The following is a 21,265-nucleotide window of genomic DNA, read 5'->3' as shown; positions in this document are numbered from 1 at the left end:
CGTCACTCCGCCGGGGCCCATAGCACGGGCCGGTCCGCCTACCTCGTCGGGCCCGCCCCACCCGCTTCCTCGGCGTCGTAGGAGGACGTGCCCGAGTCCAGCAGCGGCTCCTGCGCCTTGAGGTGCGCCGGGGCCAGCGCCCGCAGCGCGTGGTAGCCGGTGATGACGACGATGGTGCCCAGCGCGATGCCGCTGAGGCTGAAGGTGTCGGTGAACTTCATGGAGACGTTGCCGATGCCGATGATGATGCCCGCGGCGGCCGGCACCAGGTTCAGCGGGTTGCGCAGGTCCACCTTGGCGGTGATCCAGATCTGCGCGCCGAGCAGGCCGATCATGCCGTACAGGATGACGGTGATCCCGCCGAGCACCCCGCCCGGGATCGCGGCCACGACGGCACCGAACTTCGGGCAGACACCGAACGGCAGCCGAAGGCGGCGGCGGCCCAGTAGGCGGCGGTGGAGTAGACCCGGGTGGCGGCCTATCGCCGAGGTCCTGGACGACCTCCGTGGCGAACCGCTCGGGCCGTTGAACCCGAGGAGCCTGTGGAGAATCGGCGACGAGCGATGAGTTTTGCTGTGATCCACAGTCATAGATCACGGCTGGTGCGCCTCGGCCGCGACTGCGATCGATGCGCGCACCGATTGAATCAACCGAGAACCTGACACGAGACACCGAGGAACCCCAGATGCGTACTCTGATCAGCACCGCCTTCATCTCGCTCGACGGCGTCGTCGAGGCCCCCGGCGGCGAACCCGGCTACCGCAACACCGGCTGGACCTTCAAGCACACGGAGTTCCTTCCCGAGGCGTTCGGCATCAAGGGCCAGGAGCAGAAGGAAGCCACCGCCATGCTGCTGGGCCGGACCAGCTACGAGGCATTCAGCCCGGTGTGGCCCGGCATGGAGGACTTCGCCGACTACAAGGTGATGCCGAAGTACGTCGTCTCCACCACTCTCACCGACGGTGACCTGGTGTCGAACTGGGGCGAGACCACCATCCTCCGCTCGCTCGACGAGGTCGCCGCACTGAAGGAGACCGAAGGCGGCCCGATCATCGTCCACGGCAGCGCCGCCCTCAACCAGGCCCTCTCGGACGCCGGCCTCATCGACCGCTACCACCTCCTCGTCTTCCCGCTGCTCCTCGGCGCCGGAAAGCGCCTGTTCAGCGCCACCGACAAGGACACCCAGAAGCTCAAGCTCGTCGAGCACGAGACCTACGCCAACGGCCTGCAGAAGAACGTGTTCGACGTCGTCCGCTGACGAGGCTCCCGTGGGAGGACCGGACATGGATCTTCGGGACCGTGGATCGCGTCGATCCGGATCGAGGTAGATCGTTCGCTCGGCCATGCGCTCTGCTCGTCGTGCTCGGGTCCCTTGAAGGCCGGGGACATGGCAACGGCAACCACGGGACGAAGAAGGTGTCGCCGTACAGCACCACCGGGCGACGTCGGGAACCGGTGGTACCTCTCCGTCCGCTCACGCGTTGAAGGCCGCCGAGATGATCTGGTTGACGAGGCGGCGGTCGTTGCCGCCTCCGGTGATGGGGTTGAAGGAGTAGACGAGCCGGCGCTTCAGGTCACGGGTGGCGAACATGCCGTCGGTGTAGCCGAACGTACTGCCGGTCTTGCCCCACACGGTCACGCCGTCGGGGAGGGTGACACGCATCGGGCCCGCGCCGTAGAAGGCCCGGCCGCGGCCCGGGTCCTGGTCACTGCCACCCAGGTAGGGGACATCGGGGACGGTGAACATCTCGTCGAGCTGCGCGGGCGGCAGGAGCCGTCCCCGGAAGAGCGCCGTCAGGAATCGGTCCAGGTCCGCCGTCGTGGAGATCATGCCTCCGGCGCCCGGATTCTGCTCGGTGATGTCGACCAGCCCGCTCTTGTCATGTGCGGGGGAGAGGTCGATGTAGCCGTGGGTGTGCGGACCGGGAATGGTCGTGTCCGTCTCGGGCGCGGTGGTGTGCCGCAGATCCAGCGGCAGCAGGATCCGGTCGGTGATCTCCTGCTGGTAGCTCCGGCCGGTCAGCTTCTCCACGAGCATCGCGGCGAGGTAGTAGCCGGTGGCCCCGTAGCTCTGCATGGTGCCGGGCTGGTCGAAGAGCCGGGGATGCTTGACCGCCATGGCGACCAACTCGCCGAAGGAGTGGTCGTCGAGCCGGTGCTCGACGATCCCCTGCGGGTCGGTCGGCAGGTCCTGTGCCGTCAGCTCGGGCAGACCGCTGGTGTAGTCGAGCAGTTGGCGCACGGAGATCGCCGGGTAGTCGGCGGGCAGCACGTCCGGCAGGTACTCCTGGACAGGACGGTCTAGATCGACCTGGCCCTCCGCGGCCAGCTGGAACACCACGGTCCCGATGAACATCTTGGTGACGCTGCCGAGGCGGAACCGGCCGTCGACCGGGACGGCCTCCCCCGTCGTCACATCGGCGACCCCGGACGTTCCCGTCCAGTGCCCGGCCGGCCCGCTGACCCGGGCCAGCACCGCTGTCGTGGTGGCAGGGGCACCTGCGACCGCCGCCCGGAGCGCAGCCACGTTCAGCTCGGTAAGAGACGCCTCGGAGGCCGCCGCGACGGCTGCGGGGCGCCCGGCCGGCGCGGCGAGAGCCGGGGCAGCGGCGCTCAGGACCACTGCGGTGAGAGCCATGCAGGCCAGCCCCGCGAGCGGCAGCCGCCTCCTGCGGCCCTTCAGGGTGGCGGTCGCGCGGTTGGTCGGCAAGGTTTCGGAAGTCATGCCTCGAGCCTGCCGGAGGCTGACTGTCCAGCCATCAGGGATCAGCCCCCAGCCGCCCCGGAGTCGCCCCTGATACGTACCGGTCTCGGGGGAATTCGAGCTTCCGGAGGCGCCGGCCCAGGGGCTCGGCCGGCGGGTGATCAGCGGGCGGTGTCGCGGACGAGGACGAGTTCGTTGCTCATCCGGCGGTGGCTTGCCCGGTTCGCTTCGGTGCGCTGGTGAAGGCGCGCCGGTAGGAGCGGGGAGGCACCCCTCGGCGCCGCACGAACTGCTCGCGCAGCACGGCCGCGCTGCCGTAGCCGACCCGGCGGGCGACCTCTTCGACCGGGAGGTCCGTGGTTTCGAGGAGTTCCTCGGCTCTGCTCAGCCGCAGGCTTCGCAGCCAGGCGTGCGGGGTGGTACCGGTCGCCGCGGTGAAGCGGCGGGCGAAGGAGCGTTTGCTCATCATGGCGCGGCGGGCCAGTTCCGTGACGGGCAGCGGCTCGTGGAGGTGCTCGCGGGCCCAGCCGAGGACCTCGGCGAGCCGCTCGTCCCGGCCGTCCTCGGGGACGGGCGCGGCCAGGTACTGGGCCTGACCGCCGTCGCGGTGGGACGGCAGCACCATGTCCCGGGCGACGGCGTTGGCGAGCGCGGCGCCGTACTCGCGCCTCAGCAGGTGGAGGCACAGGTCGAAGCCCGCGGCTGCTCCGGCACCCGTGACGACGCTCCCTTCGTCGATGTAGAGCGCGCCGGCTTCCACGGTGACCTGCGGGTGGCGGTCGGCGAGGAGTTCGGCGAACCGCCAGTGGGTGGTCGCCCGACGGCCGTCGAGCAGTCCGGCGGCGGCGAGCGCGAACGTGCCGACGCAGTGGGCCGCGACTGTGGCGCCGCGCTCGTGCGCGGCCCTCAGCACGTCGAGCACAGCCGGGGCCGGTGGTGCGCGGAATGCGGTCCCGGGCAGGGCGATGAGCAGATCGGCGCCGGCGAGCCGGTCCAGCCCGTGCGCGACGGACAGCGGCACGCCGCAGTCCGTCGGCACCGGTCCGGGCCGGTCGGCGCACAGGGCGAAGTCGAACCCGGGCAGCTCCGCCCCATGGGGACCGAACACCTCGGTGACGATGCCGGCGGCGAGCAGGCCGACACCAGGAGGGGCGTACGCGGCGACGGTCTTGAAAGGCGGCACCGTCGCAGTCTGGCACACCTGGCACGAATCCTGCGATCAAGGGCATCAGTGCCACTCGTGAACCACCGCCGCACCCGGAAGGATTGAGGCCATGACAGACGCACCGCTCGGCCGCAGCGCCACATACAAGGTCCTGACCACCGGCTACGTGGGATCCACCGGCCCCGGAGTCGCCGCAACCGTCTCCTACATCTCCGACGCAGGACGACACGTGATCTTCGACCCGGGCATGGTGGCAAGCCCCGACCACATCCTCGCCCCGCTCGCGGAACTGGGCCTGACCCCCGAAGACATCACCGACGTGGTACTCAGCCACCACCACCCGGACAACACCATGAACGTCGGCCTCTTCCGCCGCGCCCGGGTACACGACCACAAGGTGGAGTACCAGGGCGACCAGTGGAAGAACCGGGACGCAGAAGGCTACGAACTCACCCCCTCGCTGCGCCTGATCCGCACCCCAGGCCACAGCCCCGAGGACATCACGCTGCTGGCGGGCACGGACTCGGGCGTCGTCGCCTTCGCCGGCGACCTGTGGTGGCACACGCACGGCCCGGCGGACGATCCGGTAGCCCCGGACCGCGAACTGCTGCGCGCCTCACGGCTGCGGGTGCTGGCTGCGGCGGACCTGATCGTGCCCGGCCACGGCGGCCCGTTCGAGGCCGACGACACGACCCCGCGCTGAGGCGTGTTCGGTAACTGGTCGGGCTGTGGCCGTTCGTCGGCGTGGCGGTGATCGTGAGCATGCACCGCGGGAAAGTCCGGTGCGTCGCGGGCACCGCACGAGATCCGCTGCCAGGCGTCGGCCGGGGCCTGGGAGAACAGCCAGTCGATGCGTGGACAGCCCACGCCGAACTGGGACTTGGGCACTGCCAGGACATAGCCGACAACGGACTGTTCCAGCAGTCGGCGGAAGCGTCCTTCCCATCCGTAAGCCGAGTCGGCAGTGACCCGGGCGGCGGGCAGTGGGGAGGCGAGTGCCCGTAGGACCAGGGCCTTGGCGAGCCGGCCCTTGGTGTGGAACTCCCGCTCGTCGGGGATCTTCGCCGCGCGGCAGCGGTCCCGATCCTCGGTCCAGGACCCGGGCGGGCAGAGCTCGCGGTCGACAAGGGCCCGCAGACGGAAAGCCCCCGCTACCCGCCTCCCGTGCGCGCCGTGACCAGGCCGGACTCGTAGGCCGCGATGACCGCCTGGGCGCGGTCCCGGACGTCGAGCTTGCCGAAGATGCTGGTGATGTAGTTCTTCACCGTCGACAGGCTGATGTCCAGGGCCCGGGCGATCTCGGTGTTGTCGAGGCCGGTGGCCATCAGCCGCCACACCTCGACCTCCCGGGGCGTCAGCCCGCCCGTGTCGGTGACCGGCGGCAAGGCGCCGACCGGGGCCCGGACGTAGGTGGAGATCAGCCGGGTGAGCAGGCGCGGGGCGACCACCGCCTCGCCGGCGTGGACGGTGCGGATCGCCGCGCCCAGTTCCTCCGGCGAAACGTCCTTGGGCAGGAACCCGTGGGCGCCGGCGCGCAGCGCGGCCACCACGTACTCGTCCATGTCGAAGGTGCTGAGGGCGAGGACTCGGCAGGAGGGGAGGGTGCGGGCCAGCTCCCGGGTCGCGCCGACCCCGTCGAGCACGGGCATCCTGATGTCCATCACCACGACGTCGGGGCGCAGCAGGCGGGCGGCGGTGACGGCCTGTTCCCCGTTCTCGGCCTCGCCCACCACCTCGAAGGACGGGTCGGGGGAGAGGATCAGGGACAGGCCGCGCCGCACCAGCGGCTGGTCGTCCGCGATGAGGACCCGGATGCCCGGTGCCGCCGCGCCCACCGGGCCGTCGCCGTGCGCGCTCACCGGGCCGTCGCCGTTCCGTGCTGGACGGCCGCGTCGGCCGTTTCCTCCGGGGCCAGTGGCAGGTCGGCCAGGACGGCGAAGCCGCCCTCCGGACGTGGTCCGGTCCGCAGGGTGCCGCCGTGCAGGGCGACGCGCTCGCGCATGCCGATCAGGCCGTACCCGCTCCGGCCGCCGGCCGGCACCGCCTCCTGCGGTGCGGCGCCGCCCGTGCCCGCCGTGCCCGCCGTGTCCGCTGTGCCCCCGTCGTCGCGCACCTCGACGGTGACCCGGTCCGGACCGTACGTCAGGGTGACGGTCGCGCGGGCGGGCCCGGCGTGCTTGCGGGCGTTGGTGAGGCCCTCCTGGACGATCCGGAACACGGTCAGGCCGACAGTGGGCGGCAGCGGGCGGCGGGGCCCCTGGACGCCGAAGTCGGTCGGCAGGCCGGCTACCCGGGACTCGTCCACCAGCCGGCCCAGGTCCTCGGCCCCGGGCTGGGGCGAGGGCGGGGCGGTGTCCGGTTCGTCGCCGGCCCGCAGGACGTCCAGGAGCTGGCGCATCTCCCGCAGGGCCAGTCGCCCGGAGGACTCCAGGGTGACCAGGGCGTCCCGGACCACCTCCGGGTGGGCGAGGTTGGCCCGGGCGCCGCCGGCCATCAGCTGCATGGTGGTGATGTGGTGCGCCACGATGTCGTGCAACTCCCGTGCGATGCGGCGGCGTTCATCGGCCACAGCGCGGTCGGCCAGCAGCTTGCGGTTGGCCGCGACCTCCCGCTGCCAGCGCGCCACGGCGAGGCCGGCGCCGACCACGAGCAGGGCGGAGACGGGGGCGCTGACGACCGCCTGCCAGGCGGGCATCCGCAGGTGGCTCTGGCTCAGCACTGTCAGCACCGACGTCACCACCGAGGCTGCCGCCGTCTCCAGGGCGGTGCGGGCCCTGGCCACCGAATACAGGGCGACCACCAGCGCGGCGCCGAAGTGGGGGCTCGCCGGCGCGGACAGGTCGGCCGCCGACTGCAGCACCAGGACGCCGGCCAGCGTCGCGACCGGGCGGCTGCGCCGGGCGAGCAGCGGCAGGGCCGACAGCGTGACCAGGAGGAAACCCGTCAGGCTCGCCCCGTGGTCACCGGCATCCCCGTTGAACACCAGGTAGCCGAGCAGGTCGATGGTGCAGGCACCGACGGCCAGCAGCGCGTCGGCGCGCGTCCACGGCGCACCGTCGGAGTCCGCCGGGTCCGCCGGGTCTGCCCGCTCCGCCCCGAGTGCCGCCTCCGCCCCGGGACGCTGACGCCCGCCCATATCCGTTCCCCTCCGCGCCCGGCCCGCGCCGCGCCCTACCGTTGAGCCCCGTTGAGCCCCGACCGGGCTCCGATGAGCCCCGGCCAGGCCCCGATCAGGCCCCGACCAACCGTCATCGGCCCTGATCCAACCGTCATCGGCCCTGATCAGGCCCGATGACCCCATTCTGGCATCGACCCACCCCGCCCCTGCATGGTCCCCACGGCCGATCACGGAGCCCGGACCAGGACCACGGTCCCGGGTCCGGGCCCGGCCGAGGAGCAGGGGCCCCGGTGTGGATCGTCCGTCGCAGGGACGTCCTCGGCCCACCCCGGGTGATGGTCTGGAACCCGGCCGGGAACCCCCGCAGCCGAGACCGACCCTGCGGACGCTCGCGTCCACCGCCGGAGGAAACCGTGATCCGTGCACTGACCGGATACTCAACCAGGAACCCGTGGAAGGTGATCGCCCTCTGGGTGGTGCTGGGAATCTCCCTGGCCCTGCTGAGCCCGATGCTGCTCGCCCGGGTCACCCAGTCCCAGACCGGGGACTTCCTGCCCAAGAGCTACGACTCGGCCGCCGCACTGCGGATCGCCGAGGACGACTTCGGGATGAAACCCGACGCCACCACGGTCACGGTTCTGGTCGCCAGGACCGACGGCGAGGCGCTCACCGCCGCCGACCAGCAGCGGGTCGAGGCCGAGGCGGCGAAGCTCGCCCAGCGCCGGGTCGTCATGCCCAGGAAGGACGACGAGCCGGCCTTCCTCGTCCCCGACCGGTCCCAGACCCCACGGGTCGCCCCGGCCATGGTGGCGCCCGACCGCAGCTTCGAACTGCTCTCCGCCGAACTGACCGGCAACGCCGCGGACGAGGGCGTCCAGGGCGTCTACCGGGCGTTCCGGGACGCCACCCGGGCCCGGTTCGCCGACGCCGGGATGCGCACCGGGTTCACCGGGGGACTGGCCGACGCCGTGGACACCGCCGACTCCCACCGCACTGCCGCGACGGTCGGCAGCGCGCTCGTCATGGGGCTGATCGTCCTGCTCAACGTGCTGGTGTTCCGCAGCGTGGCGGCGGCCCTGCTGCCGCTGCTCGCCGTCGCCATGATCGGCAGCGTGGCGGGCGGAGCCGTGGCCGTCGCCGCGACGCTGACCGGCCTCAAGCTCGACGCCGGCACCCCCGGGCTGGTCTCCGTGGTCCTGCTCGGCATCGGCGTCGACTACCTGCTCTTCCTGCTCTTCCGCTTCCGCGAGCACCTGCGGGCCCGGCCCGAGCAGCCCGCCCGCGAAGCCGCCGCCCAGGTGACCGCCCGGGTGGGCACCGCGATCACCTCGGCCGCGCTGACCATCGTCGCCGCCTTCGCCACCCTCGGCGTGGCCAGCTTCGGCCAGTTCCGCTCGCTCGGCCCGGCCATCGCCGTCGCCGTCCTGGTCATGCTGCTGGGCAGCCTCACCATGATGCCCGCCCTGCTCGCCGCCTGCGGCCGCGGCATGTTCTGGCCCTCCCGCAGCCTGCGCCGCCAGCCGGGCGAGGGCTTCGCCGCCCGCTTCGGCGCGCTCGTTGCCCGGCGGCCACTGCCGATGCTGCTCGCCGCCCTCGCCCTGCTCGGCGCACTGGCCGCCGGGATGACCGGGATCCGGATGGACTACGGCCTCGGCGGCGCCGGCGACCGGACCCCGGCCGCCGCCACCGCCGCCGAGATCTCCCGCACCCTGCCGGCCGGCGTCTCCGACCCGACGAGCGTCTACGTCGTCACCACGGACGGCACCACCCTCACCCCCGGCCGGCTCGACGGCCTCTCCCACGCCCTCACCCAGGTCGAGGGCGTCGGCAAGACGGGCGGCACCGTCCTCAACGGGGACCGGCGCGCCGCCCGGATCGACCTCTACCTGACCGCAGACCCGCAGAGCCGACGCGCCCGCGACCTGGCCTCCGGCCCGGTCCGCGCCACGGTCGCCGCCCACACACCCGCCGGGACCAGCGCCCATGTGGGCGGCACGGCGGCGATCTTCGCCGACATCTCCACCGCCGTCGACCACGACCTGACGATCGTCTTCCCGGTCGCGGCCGCCCTGATCGCCCTGATCCTGCTGCTGCTCCTGCGCAGCCTGCTCGCCCCGCTGGTCCTGATGGTCTCCGTTGGGCTCGGCTTCGCCGCCACCCTCGGCGCCGCGACCCTGCTGTTCCAGCACGGGCTGGGCGAACCGGGCGTCAGCTTCACCCTCCCGCTGGTGCTGTTCCTGTTCGTCGTGGCACTGGGCACCGACTACAACATCCTCATCACCGACCGGATCCGCGAGGAGATGCAGCGCCCCGGCCCGCCCCGCGCCGCCGTCGCCCGTGCCGTACGGCACACCACGCCCGCCATCGCCACGGCCGGCCTGGTCCTGGCCGGTTCCTTCGCGACCCTCGCCGCCACCCCGGGCAGCGAACAGGTCGCCTTCGCGCTGACGCTCGGCATCCTGCTCTCCGCCGCCGTCCTGTCCCTGGTCCTGGTGCCCGCCGTCGCCGCCCTGCTCGGCCGCGCCCTCTGGTGGCCGCTCCGCCCGGCCCACCACCACCGGGCCGAGCCGGCCCCGGAGCCCTACCGCGTCCCGGTGCCCTGACCGGCGAGCCGCCGGTACTCCAGCAGGACGTCCTGCAGAAGAGGCGCAACCGCTCACGCCGCCCGGAGCAGTTCGGGTTTTACCTTCCCGGTCGGCACGAGCCGAACCACTTCAGCGAACTCGTCGACATCGTGTGATCGGTGCGACTGGTCCGCCTCGTGCGAGGGACGGCCGCAGGGGGTTCCAGCCAGCGCCTGGGGTTAATCGTCGGTTGGGATCCGATCGCGGATCTTGATCGCCGAGTCGTGGACACCGATCAGGGTCCGGTCCACGATCCACCCGGCCTTGATGAGGATCCGTTCTACCGCGTCGGTCATCACTTCGAGGGTGATGCTGCCTAGCGGGATGGCCCGTTCGACGGCGAACCGCGGCGAGTTCACGATCAGCTCCTTGACGTTCTGCGGTACGGGCCCGTGCCGCCGCCACCACGCCGCTGCGGCCGGCTGATTCCTGGTGGTGCGTGGGCACCGCGATCGCCTCGCGGGCCCATCGGCAGCTCGCGCCGGTAGGTCGTGGGCACCACCGACGCCGAGCTGGAGGCGATCGTACGGGTGCTGTACCTGGGGCTGGTCTTCAAACTCCCGTCCCCGCTCTGCCCCGGACTCCGCCGACCGACACCGCAGGTCGGCCGAGTCCGGGCCCTGACATACGATCATGTCTGGGAGCATCGTGGTTCGGGGCATGGGGTGTGGATGTTCAATCTGCTGGTGTCGCAGACGGAGCCGAGGGCGTACCGGACGCTAGGCGATGCGTTGCAGGCAGCCCCGGTCGGGGCGGTCAACATCGCAATCACGCCCGGTCACTACCGGACCGACGCGTACCGGTTCTGGGGCACCGCGACGATCACCGCGCTCGGCCCGCGTGGGTCCGTAGTGATCGACTGCTCCGACGAGCACAACCTCCAGATCGAGGGCCGCACGACGCTCCAACGCCTGGTTCTGCGCAACTGGCACCCGGACGGGCTGGCGCTGAGCGTCGTCGGCGGCACCGCGGTGGTGGAGGACTGCGAGTTCATGAGCCGGTCGGCCACCAGCGTGTGGGCCCGCGGCGGCGCGGAGCTGTTCCTGCGCGGGAGCACCGTCCGCGACGCCGGCATCGCCTACCGGGACGCCGCCGGCGTGATCGAGGGCACCGAGGTGATCGGCGCCGGGGCGTGCGGGATCGCGCTGCGTGACGGCGCCCGGGTGAGCGTGCGCAACTGCCGGATCAGCGGCGCCGGGGAGCACGGGATCTGGGTCACCGCGCGGGCCAACCCGCTGATCGAGCAGTGCGAGATCGACGGTACGGACCAAGGCGGGATCGTGATCGACGGCCACGCCAGGGCCGCGATCCGCGGTGGCTCCGTCTCCGGCTCCAAGCAGTGCGGGCTCGTGGTCCGGGACGACGCCCACGCCACCGTGGAGGGGCTGCGGATCACCGCGGCTGCGCAGGACGGCGTCTGGTGCACCACCCGCGGTGTCCTGACCGCCGACGGGGTCACCGTGCAGGACGCCCGCCGTTACGGGGCCGTCGTGGACGACGGCGGCGTGGCCACGCTCACCAACTGCGTCGTTGAGGGGTCGACGGACCTCGGGCTCGCGGCCGGTGGGGGCGGCAGCCGGACCGAGGTGACCGGCGGCCGGATCGAGCGGAACAAGGTCGGCGTCGGCTTCGGCGACGACGGCGCGCTCACCATGACCGGGGTCGAGCTGACCCGCAACGCCGACGCCGGCCTGGTGCTCATGCCCGGCGGGCCCGCCCGGTTGCACAGCGTCACCGTCACCAGGACCGAGGGCCCCGGGCTCATCGTGTTCCGGGGCGCCGACGCCGACATCAAAGCACTGGTCTCGACGGACAACCAGAAGGGCGACCTGCGGGACTTCCAGCCGGCGCCGAAGTCCGCACCGGACTCCACCACAGCTCCTGCTGTTACCCCCTCCCCGCCGTCGGCGCCGTCCCGCCCGCTCGTCCCGCCCGCCGAGCGTCCGACCGGTAGTACGGCGCCGACCGCCGCCCCGAACACTTCCCTGGACGCGCTGCTCGCCGAGCTGGACGCCATGATCGGCCTGCGCGAGGTCAAGGAGGAGATCGGCAAGCTGGTCAAGTTCCTGCGGGTGGCCGAGCAGCGCCGACGCGCGGGGGTGACCCCAGGACCGCCGATCGGGCGGCACATGGTGTTCTCCGGCTCCGCGGGCACCGGCAAGACCACCGTCGCCAGGGTGTACGGGCGGCTGCTGGCCGCCCTGGGCGTGGTCGCCGACGGCCACGTCACCGAGGTCTCCCGCGCCGACCTGGTCGGGAAAGTGCTCGGCGAGACGACCCAGAAGACCACCGCCGTCTTCCACAACGCCCGCGGCGGCGTGCTGTTCATCGACGAGGCCTACGCCCTCTCCCGCCGCTTCGGCGTGGGCACGGACTTCGGCCAGGAGGCGATCGACACCCTGGTGAAGCTGTTGGAGGACCACCGCGACGAGGTCGTCGTCGTGTTCGCCGGCTACTCGGCCGAGATGCGCGAGTTCCTCTCCGCCAACCCCGGCCTCCAGTCCCGGGTCTCCCGCACCATCGAGTTCGAGGACTACACCCCGGACGAACTCGTCGCCATCGTCGAGGGGCTGACCGCGCAGTTCGACTTCGTCCTCGCCGATGGCACCCGGGAGGCGCTGAAGGCCCACTTCCAGCAGGCCCGCCGCACCGCGACGTTCGGCAACGGGCGCGAGGCCCGGCGCGTATTCGAGGCCGCCATCCAGCAGCAGGCGCTGCGGCTGGCCGACCACGACGACCCCTCGCCCGAGGATCTGGTGCAGCTCCTGCCCGAAGACCTGAACGACGTGGTCGACCGCGGCCTGGGCACACGCTTCGGCGAGACCAGGGACACCGATCAGCTGGACGCCATCCTGGGCGAACTCTCCGCCATGGTGGGCCTGGAGAGCATCAAACAGCAGATCAGGGACCTGATGGACCTGATCGTGATGGCCCGGCGCCGCCGCGCGGCCGGCCTGCCCGCCGATCCTCTGCCCAGCCACCTGGTCTTCTCCGGCCCACCCGGGACGGGCAAGACCACCGTCGCCCGGCTGTACGGTTCGCTGCTCGCGGCCTTGGGCGTCCTCGCGCGCGGGCAGGTCGTCGAGGTCTCCCGCGCCAGCCTGGTCGGCGCGTTCACCGGGCAGACCGCCGCCCTGACCACCGAGGCCTTCGAACGGGCCCGCGGCGGCGTGCTGTTCATCGACGAGGCCTACGCCCTGGTCCGCCCGGCCGGCTCGGGGCCCGACTACGGGCAGGAGGCGATCGACACCCTGGTGAAGCTGATGGAGGACCACCGCGACGAGGTCGTCGTCATCGTGGCCGGCTACACCGACGAGATGCAGTCCTTCCTCGCCGCCAACCCCGGCCTCGCCTCCCGCTTCTCCGCCACCGTCGAGTTCCCCGCCTACGGCCCCGACGAACTCGTCGAGATCCTGGTCCGGATGGCCGAACCCGCCGGCTACACCCTCCCCGCCGACACCCTGGCCGCCGTGCGCTCCCACCTCGCCACCCACGCCCCCGACTACGCCCTCGGCAACGCCCGCGAGATCCGCAAACTCCTCGCCTCCGTCCAGACCGCCCAGGCCCGCCGCCTCCGCGAACGCGAACGCACGGGTCTGGAGAGCACCGTCGACGACCTCCGCCTCTTCCACCCGGAGGACATCGGCGCCTTGGGTCGTCTTCAAAGCTGATCAAGTGATGGGCGATCATGTCGGTCACGGCGCGTCGTCATAGGCTCTCGGACGTCAAGTGGGTTGTGCTGTCACGATTCCTGCTGGCTTCGGGGGTTTGCCGGTCGTCCGCGGTCGGACGACCGGCTGCTGTTGAACGGGATCGTGTGGAAGCTGCGGACCGTAGGAGCGGCGGCCTGTCGGGGCTGCCCGGGAACTTCGACGATCAGCAGCGTCCCCCGGCTGCCCGTTCGCACCGCGAAAGGCGGCCGGGCGGAATCACGGGTGCAGGGCGCTGAACCGCCGGTGTGACGTCTGTCGGATCAGGCCCTGTCAGCGGCACACGGTTGACTTTCGCCATGGACGACACCACCGATCACCTGCACCGCATCGAGGCCCTGCGGGCCGACCCGGCGCCGGGCATCGCCCGCCTGCCGGCCGACGGCGATCTCGGCGCCGCTCACCGGCGGCTCGTCGAGGCGCTGCGCCCGCGCTGGGGGGGCGTCGCGCAATCTCGCGACCGGTGGACGTGAGCCGGAATCGCCGATTCATGGCCGGCCGCACACGGACACGGCCGTGTGCGCGCAGGAAGTCGGACCAGCCCGGTTTCCTGCGCAAGCCGGTGCCGGGCGAGGTGGCCGGACGGTCAGCCCGGTCGGTGCGCCACCGCGGCGAAGATGGTCACGGAGAGGTGGAAGGCGCCCAGTTCGGCGGCTTCCGTGAGGTCGTCGTAGAGCCCGTCGCGCTGCTTCTCGGTGATCAGGCCGCGCCCGAGCGCCGCCGTGGCGAGGCCGCGGACGATCGGCCAGGTGACGTTGCCGGTGTCGTGGAGCAGCACGTCGGCGCCGACGTGGTCGACGGTCAGGCCCGCCCCGGCCAGCCAGCCGGTCAGGCGGCGGCCGGCGTCCGGGGTGGCGGCGGTGGCCTGGGCGACGGAGGCCAGCGCGGGGCGCAGCTCCGGGTCGACCGGGTGGAGCACGAAGGTGGCCCAGTCGGTGTCGAGTAGGGCCACCCGGCCGCCCGGGCGCAGGACTCTGCTCATCTCGGCGACCGCTGCCGCCGGGTCGTCCAGGTGCTGGAGGACTCGTTCGCACCAGATCACGTCGACGTTGCTGTCGGGCAGCGGCAGGGCGAGGGCGGTTCCGTCGAGGAAGCGCGCCGAACTGCCCGCTTCGGCGGCGCGCTGCTCGGCCACCGCCCGTAGTCCTGGGTGGGGTTCGAGCCCGGTCGCCGCGCCCTGCGGGCCGACCGCCGCGGCCAGCACCTGGGTTTCCGACCCGGTCCCGGCCCCGACGTCCAGTGCCTGCTCGCCGGGCCGCGCGGCAAGCTGTGCGTGTGCCCACTCCCGCAGCCGCCGCACACCGGGATTGGCGGCCTGGACGTCCAGTGCGGTGATCATGCGGTCGGTGATCGCGGGGTCGGCGTTGGGTGCGTGGAAGGCTGAGGTGGCGCGAGGGCTGGTCATGCCGCCCACTGTAGGAGCGACGGCCCGTCAGTGCTGCTCGGGCACTTCGACGATCGGCTGTCGCCGTCCTCACAGGCTCAGCAGCAGGTCCCGGACCGCGGCGGGCTGGGACAGGAACGGGTGGTGGCCGGCGTCGAGCTCGACGACGTTGCCGGCCCGGTGGGCGAACTCGCGCTGCAACTGCGGTGGGGTGCCCCGGTCCTGAGTGCAGACGAGGTATGTCGAGGGCACCTGCTGCCATGCGGCTGCCCCGACGGGCTGGCCGGTCACCTGGACACTCTGCCGGGCGATGTGGTCCGCTGCCCGCGGCCGGAGCCCCCGGGCCGCACCGATGCCAACGGCCCCCGGCGAGCGCACGGCTCGCCGGAGGCCGGGATGGTCTCCTCGGGACCGGACGGCACCCTACGTGTCCCCACCGACAGTGCGTACGCGCGGCCGTGCGTCCCGCCCGGCCGCGGGCCGTCGCACGACGGTGACCGGCCCGCCGCGACGGCGGCGGACCGGACAGCGTGGGGAAGGACCAGGGGTCAGCCCTTCTGGGCGATGTCCTTCATGTCCTCGTATCCGAGGCCGAGCTTGGTGTAGACCTCCTGCTCCGCCGGGCTCATCCCGAGGCGCTGCAGCTCCTCGGACTGGGCGCCGGTGAGCGGCTTTCCGGGGGCCGGCGCCGCGCCGGGCCCGGCGGATCCGCCCCGGCCCTTGCCGAGCCCGTCGGCGCGGGCGAGGTTCAGTACGACCCGCTGCAGGTCGTCGCCGGTAGGACAGGCGCACCGACTTGTCGACCGTCAGGTCCCGCTGGGCGTCGGGGCTTTGCCCGGGCTTGAAGGAGTCGAGCTCCTTGAGGGGCTTGTCGGCGGCGACCGTGGATGGCGTCCGATTATTCCGGACACGATGCACCGGGCCCAGGCGCGCATCGCGGCGGACCGCGGGGCTCCGTTCCCGCACTGCGAACCTGACGACCCGGCAGCACGAGACGACTTCGGGCGCAGACGTCCCGGGCACGCCGAGCGGGCCGGAGGGCCGCCGGGGCCCGCCGCTGACCTGCGTTGATCAGTTGTATACGGGCGGTCTATAGCTTCGGCGGGCCCGCGCTCGCCGAGCGTGGGGCTTGATCGGCATGCCAGTACGAAGGTGAGGTCGCCGACGCTCATGCGCCGCGATTTCTTCAGATCCACAATCCGGTCCTTGGCGACCGTGGTGACCGCGGGGGTGCTGATGGCTCCCCTGTTGGGCGCCGTAGCACCGGCCGCCCAGGCGGCCGAGGCGCCGCCGTACCTGCACCCGTGTTTGGACACGAGCAGGGCGCTTCCCCCGTTCGTCTACCGTGGGGTCGGCCTCAATCGCGGCAGTCCGACGGACGACAACCAGGGCACGGTGGGTCCCCTCGTCGAGGGTATGGACCCGGACACGATCTTCCGGGACGGATTCAGGTCCAGGGGCTCGGTGGCGGGTCCGTCCTCCTTCGACCTGTACGAACACGTGGACGGAGATATTAAGACCGGCCACAGCACCGCCAACTCGGGCTACGTCAGCACGAGTGCCGAACAAGGGACGGCGAACGCGTTCGCCGCGCGCAACACCGGCTTCAGCCGGGTGGAAACCGACCCCGACGGCACGGTGGTGAGGGCGTGGAAGGAGGGCTGGGTCTACAAGATCAGGCCGGATAAACGCTTCTTCTACGTTCTTGACCAGTTCCCCGAGCTCGAAGCACCCACGAGCGCCAAGGGCGAGTACGAGTGGGCGGCGATCGGGGCCATCCCCGGCGAGTTCGTGGAATCGGCGGTGCATGTACGCCAGGCGTACAACAGGGTCCTCGGGGAGTTGCTGCCCAGCAACGAGTTCGATGTGCTGGACGAGAGGCACAGGACCGTCCCGCAGCCGAATCAGACGGCGATACCGGATCTCGGGGACTTCGGCTGGAACTCGCGGGTCTGGGTGGCCGAAGCACCGAACATGGCGAACAAGAAGGAGTGCGAGGGCGGCCCCGCCGACGAAGACCCCGAGTGCAAGAAGCCCGACGCGACAACGAGCAGCACGGCCGCGACGCTGAGGTCCGCCGCGCTGCGATCGACCGCGACCACGGTCGCCGCCGCCGGCGCTGCGCCGAAGGTGTCGACGGCGGCGCTGACGGCCTCCGCCGACGCGCCGGTCACCACCCCGGCCGCCACCGACGCGGGCCGTGCGCGGCCGTTCGATGGTGCGACGTACCAGCTCACGGCGGCGGCGTCCGCCTACGGTCCGACCTTCAACCTGGACGTGCGCGGCGGTGTGAAGGCCGACGGCACGGTGGTCCAGGCGTACGCGCGTAACTGCACCGCCTCGCAGAACTGGCGGCTGCGCGAGGTGGCGAACGGCCGGTACGTGGTGGAGAGCGCCCTGGCCCAGGGCACCGTCCTCCAGCAGGACGCCGACAGCCACAACACCGTCATCCGGCCGGTGCAGAACGACGCGGCGGGCCGGCCCAACGGCAGCACCGGCCAGCAGTGGACGTTCAAGGACGCCGGTGACGGCACGTTCAATCTCGTCAGCGCGGCCGACCAGTCCTGCCTGACCATGGCCGGGCAGCAGTCCGCCGGGCTGAGCGTCCGGCCGTGCGACGGCGGCATCCCGCAGAAGTGGAAGCTCGCCGCGCCGTGCGTGCCCGCCGACCCGGGCACGCCGAGCGGTGCCGGGCGCACGGTGCCCGGCTACCAGGGCCTGCCGTGGCCGACCGTCAAGGGACACCCCGAGCTGACCTGGCCCGCGCTGCCCGGCGCGCCGGGCATCCCGTGGCCGTCGGTGCCCGGCTACCCGGACGTGCCGATGCCGGGCCGACCGGACCTTCCGGCCGTCGACTGGCCGGGCGCGCCGCAGCTGCCGGCCGTGCTCCTGCCGACCCAGCAGGGCAGCACCGGCTGGCCGACGGTGCCCGGATTCCCCGGGGTCGCCTGGCCGACGATGCCGGGCACCAAGAACGTGCCGTGGCCGATCCTGCCTCTGCCGGTCGCCCCTGGTGCCGACCCCGGTAGCGAGGTGATCATCCCCGGTCAGCCCGTACCGGCCACCCCCGGCGTCGCCGGTCATCCGGAGCTGAAGTGGCCGACCGTGCCCGGCTTCCCGGACGTCAAGTGGCCGTCGGTGCCCGGTGCGCCGGACGTCCCGTGGCCGGGGCACCCGGACCTGCCCGCCATCTCCTGGCCGGGCGCGCCGAACCTGCCCACGGGCGGCCGGCCCTCGCTGCCCGGCTTCCCCGCCTGGTCGTGGCCGTCGATCCCGAACTTCCCGAGCGTGCCCTGGCCGTCCCTGCCGGGCCTGCCGACGACTCCGTGGCCCGCCGCCTCGGGGTTCCCCAACCTGCCGGACAAGCCGCTCCCGGCGGACCCGCCGGTCCGAGCGTGCAGGAATCCCCACAAGCCCGACCCGGGCAAGCCTGACCCGGGTAAGCCCGACCCCGGCAAGCCCGACCCGGGCACCCCCGGTGGCGACAACGGTGGGACCAACCCCGGGACCAATCCCGGGACCGGGACCAACCCCGGGACCGGGACCAAGCCGGCGCCCTCGCTGCCCGGGATCACGCTGCCCGGCTTCCCGTTCCTGCCGCTGCTGCCGCCGTTCGGCTGGGGCCCCGGCGGGCCCGGCGGGCCGAGCCTGCCGGGGGGCGGTCCCTCCGGTGGCGGGCAGCAGCCCGATCCGACGCAGGGGATCCGTGTCGTCTCCGCGGCCGACCCGCAGCTCGTGCCGGACGTGCGCGACGGGGTGGCGAACGCCGGCACCCCCGTGCAGGCCTGGCAGCCGAACACCACCGACTCGCAGCGCTGGGCGTTCTGGGACCGCGGCAACGGCAACTGGCTGATCGAGACGCGGCTCACCTACGGCCGGAGCCGGCCGGAGGAGCGGCTGGTGCTCGGCCACGACACCGCCACCCACCGTACGGCGCTGCAGCCGGTGGCGGACGGCCGGAACGACCTGCTGTGGCGGTTCGCCGACGCGGGGGACGGGCGGAGCACGATCGCCAACGGCGACGGCGGCGGCTGCCTCACCCTCGCCGCCAAGGGCCAGCCGCTGACCGTGGCGCCCTGTGACGGCTCCGACCGCCAGAAGTGGCGACTGAACGGCGTGGTCGCGGACGGCGGCGGGAACGGCCCCGCCCCCGTCACCGTGTACTCGGCCTTCCCCGGCAAGTGCCTGGACGTCGCCGGCGGCAAGACCGCCGACCGGACCCCGACCGACCTGTACGACTGCAACGCGAGCCCGTCCCAGCAGTGGACCCCGTCCGCGCGCAGCGGCGTGTTCACCCTGAAGGCGTTCGGCACGTGCCTGGACGTCGCCGACGGCAAGACCGCCGGCGGCACCCGGGTCGGCCTGTACACCTGCAACGACAGCCCCGCGCAGGACTGGCAGCAGGGCCCCGGCTACTCGCTGGTCAACCCCGCCTCCGGTCGCTGCCTGGACGTGACCGACGGCAAGGCCGTCAACGAGACCCCGCTCCAGCTCTGGGACTGCAACCAGAGCGACTCCCAGCGCTGGGGCCTGGGCACCGTCCCGCCCCGGCAGGAGAAGCAGCCGGCCCCGCAGCCGGCCCCGCAGCCGGGCACCACGCCGGTGGTGAGCCCCGGCATCGGCTCCTCGCAGGTCGCCACCCTGCGCTCGGCGAACGCCGGCCTGGTGGCGGACCTGGACCGCGCGAACACCGCCGCCGGGACGCCGGTCAAGGCGCTCGGCGCCAACGGCAACGACGCGCAGCGCTGGGCGTTCTGGCCGACGGCCAACGGGCGGTGGATCATCGAGACCCTGCTCACCGACGGGAAGACGGCGGCCGGTCAGGGCATGGTGATGGACCACGACCCGGGCAGCCACCGCGCCCACCTCATCCGGGTCTCGGACGGCAACGCCAACCAGCACTGGGCGTTCCGCGACGCCGGCGGCGGCTGGTACTGGATCACCAGCGACACCGACAACGGCTGCCTGACCGCCGCCAACAGCGGTGAACAGCTGGGCATCTGGGCCTGCGACGGCTCGGACCGGCAGCGCTGGCGACTCGACAACATCCAGAACGGCCCGACCCAGGGCGGCGACAGCGGCACCGGCGGCGGTAGCACGGGCGGTTCGACCGGTGGTGGTTCGACTGGTGGCGGCACGGGAGGTGGCGGCACTGGCGGTGGTTCGACCGGCGGCGGCACCGGTGGTGGTGCGGTTCCCGGTGGCAGTGCCGGGAGTCCTGGTTCTCCGCAGGCTCCGGGTGGCAGTGATCCGCGGCATGGTGTGACGGGGTCTTTGGTGTCCGGCAACAACTGGATGGTCGCCGACCTCGACCGCGGCTCCAATGCCTCGGGCACGCGGATCAAGTCGCTTGGTGCCAACGGTGCCCTCGCTCAGCAGTGGACGCTCTGGCAGAAGCCGAACAGCCAGTGGCTGATCGAGACCAAGGTCGGTGGGGGGATGGTCATGGACCATGACCCCAGTACTCACCGCACCCATCTCATCGGCTCGCAGGAGGGCAATGCCAATCAGCTGTGGCGCTTCCAGGAGGGTGCGCGTGGCTGGTACCGGATCATCTCGGCCACGGACGGCGGTTGCCTCACTGCCGTCAACAACGACCAGGACCTGGCCATTTGGCAGTGCCGTGACACCACTGCGCAGTGGTGGAAGCTCGACACGTTTCCCTTCGACGGCGGCGGTTCGACCGGTGGCGGCACGGGAGGTGGCAACACCGGCGGTGGTTCGACCGGCGGCGGTGGCGGCACCGGCGGCGGGTCGACCGGTGGCGGCGGCTCGGGCGGCGGGTTCCGCGGCCCCGACTCCCTGCCCCTGCCCCTCCCGCTCCCCAACTGCCAGGACCTGCCGAACGGTCCCAGGGACACCTGGGACGGCACGGTCGACCACCTGGACAGCGGCCGCTGCCTGCGCCCCGGCCAGCACATCGACACGTCCATCAAGTACGGCAGCTCCGGCCTGTTCGGCATCAACACCACGGAGGAGGGCTGGAAGCTGGAGTACCAGACCGACGGCAACCTCGTGCTGTCCCACTGGGAGGCGGACATCCCGTTCTGCGGCGGCCCCGACTGCCAGCAGGGCACGACCACGACCGAGGTGATCTGGAACTCGGGCACCGCCGGCACCCGCCCCGGTGTGGCGATCATGCAGGAGGACGGCAACTTCGTCGTCTACGGTGCCGACGGCCGGGCCGCCTGGAACGCCGGCACCGGACCGTCCTGCGGCGGCCGGTACGTCTGGCTGCGCGTCCAGCAGGACGGCAACCTCGTCCTCTACAAGGGGCACGCCGCCGGCGAGGGCGCGGACCGGTGGAAGGCGATCTGGTCCACCAAGTTCGGCCGCACCGCCGAGCCCTGCTGACCCGAACGACCCCGCCCCACCCCGCACGACCCACGGGCGCCCCGGTGCCGGCCACCCGCCGGCGCCGGGGCGCCCGCCGCACCACCGGGCGTCCGAGGTGATGCCTGCTGGCGGGCTACGGGCGGGTGCCCTTGACCGTGGGCTGGGTCTTCTGGTTGTAGATCTCCTTGCCGTCGGCGTTGTAGGCGTGGACGTAGGGGAACGGG

At 72.5% G+C, this 21,265-nt stretch carries 13 protein-coding genes and 2 pseudogenes; 6 read left to right on the top strand and 9 right to left on the bottom strand.

The features are described 5' to 3' along the window. Positions 1-38: 38 nt before the first annotated feature. Positions 39-478, bottom strand: a pseudogene (locus ACFVU9_RS42380) (solute carrier family 23 protein); the annotation flags it as partial. 207 nt (positions 479-685) lie between these two features. Here ACFVU9_RS42380 and ACFVU9_RS42375 point away from each other — a divergent pair. After that, entirely contained in the window at positions 686-1,258 is a 573-nt protein-coding gene (locus ACFVU9_RS42375) for a dihydrofolate reductase family protein (RefSeq protein ID WP_380448478.1), read from the top strand. Positions 1,259-1,474: 216 nt separating this feature from the next. Here the strand turns inward: ACFVU9_RS42375 and ACFVU9_RS42370 are convergent, their stop codons facing one another. Both ACFVU9_RS42370 and ACFVU9_RS42365 read right to left on the bottom strand, forming a co-directional pair. Continuing rightward, the gene (locus ACFVU9_RS42370) at positions 1,475-2,725 is read right to left on the bottom strand and encodes a serine hydrolase domain-containing protein (RefSeq protein ID WP_387602880.1); all 1,251 of its coding nucleotides are present in this window, start codon (positions 2,723-2,725) and stop codon (positions 1,475-1,477) included. A gap of 178 nt (positions 2,726-2,903) precedes the next feature. Next, positions 2,904-3,887: a GlxA family transcriptional regulator gene (locus ACFVU9_RS42365; protein WP_387602877.1), complete on the bottom strand. Its 984-nt coding sequence runs from the start codon at positions 3,885-3,887 to the stop codon at positions 2,904-2,906. Between the two features lie 91 nt (positions 3,888-3,978). On the opposite strand from ACFVU9_RS42365, the gene ACFVU9_RS42360 reads away from it, so the two are divergent. After that, on the top strand, positions 3,979-4,572 hold the full coding sequence (locus tag ACFVU9_RS42360) for an MBL fold metallo-hydrolase (RefSeq protein ID WP_387602874.1): 594 nt from the start codon (positions 3,979-3,981) through the stop codon (positions 4,570-4,572). Between the two features lie 185 nt (positions 4,573-4,757). On the opposite strand, the pseudogene ACFVU9_RS42355 reads toward ACFVU9_RS42360, so the two are convergent. The 3 genes and pseudogenes from ACFVU9_RS42355 to ACFVU9_RS42345 form a co-directional block, all read right to left on the bottom strand. Beyond that, a pseudogene (locus ACFVU9_RS42355) lies at positions 4,758-5,006 on the bottom strand (transposase); the annotation flags it as partial. A 14-nt stretch (positions 5,007-5,020) separates the two neighbouring features. Continuing rightward, positions 5,021-5,728: a response regulator gene (locus tag ACFVU9_RS42350; RefSeq protein WP_387602871.1), complete on the bottom strand. Its 708-nt coding sequence runs from the start codon at positions 5,726-5,728 to the stop codon at positions 5,021-5,023. Next, positions 5,725-7,005: a sensor histidine kinase gene (locus ACFVU9_RS42345; RefSeq protein ID WP_387602868.1), complete on the bottom strand. Its 1,281-nt coding sequence runs from the start codon at positions 7,003-7,005 to the stop codon at positions 5,725-5,727. The genes ACFVU9_RS42350 and ACFVU9_RS42345 overlap by 4 nt, the downstream gene beginning before the upstream one ends. Positions 7,006-7,400: 395 nt before the next feature. Between ACFVU9_RS42345 and ACFVU9_RS42340 the strand changes: the two genes are divergently transcribed. Further along, entirely contained in the window at positions 7,401-9,590 is a 2,190-nt protein-coding gene (locus ACFVU9_RS42340) for an MMPL family transporter (protein WP_387602866.1), read from the top strand. Positions 9,591-9,790: 200 nt separating this feature from the next. On the opposite strand, the gene ACFVU9_RS42335 is transcribed toward ACFVU9_RS42340, so the two are convergent. Further along, on the bottom strand, positions 9,791-9,970 hold the full coding sequence (locus ACFVU9_RS42335) for a hypothetical protein (protein WP_387602863.1): 180 nt from the start codon (positions 9,968-9,970) through the stop codon (positions 9,791-9,793). 327 nt (positions 9,971-10,297) lie between these two features. Between ACFVU9_RS42335 and ACFVU9_RS42330 the strand changes: the two genes are divergently transcribed. Further along, the gene (locus tag ACFVU9_RS42330; RefSeq protein WP_387602861.1) at positions 10,298-13,282 is read left to right on the top strand and encodes an AAA family ATPase; all 2,985 of its coding nucleotides are present in this window, start codon (positions 10,298-10,300) and stop codon (positions 13,280-13,282) included. A gap of 338 nt (positions 13,283-13,620) precedes the next feature. After that, the gene (locus tag ACFVU9_RS42325) at positions 13,621-13,794 is read left to right on the top strand and encodes a hypothetical protein (RefSeq protein WP_387602858.1); all 174 of its coding nucleotides are present in this window, start codon (positions 13,621-13,623) and stop codon (positions 13,792-13,794) included. A 113-nt stretch (positions 13,795-13,907) separates the two neighbouring features. Here the strand turns inward: ACFVU9_RS42325 and ACFVU9_RS42320 are convergent, their stop codons facing one another. Together ACFVU9_RS42320 and ACFVU9_RS42315 are read right to left on the bottom strand one after the other, a co-directional pair. Further along, positions 13,908-14,726, bottom strand: a complete 819-nt coding sequence (locus ACFVU9_RS42320) for a methyltransferase domain-containing protein (RefSeq protein WP_387602855.1) — start codon at positions 14,724-14,726, stop codon at positions 13,908-13,910. A 69-nt stretch (positions 14,727-14,795) separates the two neighbouring features. Continuing rightward, positions 14,796-15,083, bottom strand: a complete 288-nt coding sequence (locus tag ACFVU9_RS42315; protein ID WP_387602852.1) for an alpha/beta fold hydrolase — start codon at positions 15,081-15,083, stop codon at positions 14,796-14,798. An 837-nt stretch (positions 15,084-15,920) separates the two neighbouring features. Here ACFVU9_RS42315 and ACFVU9_RS42310 point away from each other — a divergent pair. Continuing rightward, positions 15,921-21,059, top strand: coding sequence for an RICIN domain-containing protein (locus ACFVU9_RS42310; protein ID WP_387602883.1), 5,139 nt, complete (start codon positions 15,921-15,923; stop codon positions 21,057-21,059). The last annotated feature ends 206 nt before the right edge of the window (positions 21,060-21,265 follow it).

This window comes from Kitasatospora sp. NPDC057936 (genome assembly GCF_042887525.1).
In the GTDB taxonomy this organism is placed as follows: Bacteria; Actinomycetota; Actinomycetes; order Streptomycetales; family Streptomycetaceae; genus Kitasatospora.
The sequence above is the reverse complement of the archived record's forward strand: the minus strand, read 5'-3'. Positions and strand labels throughout refer to the sequence as shown.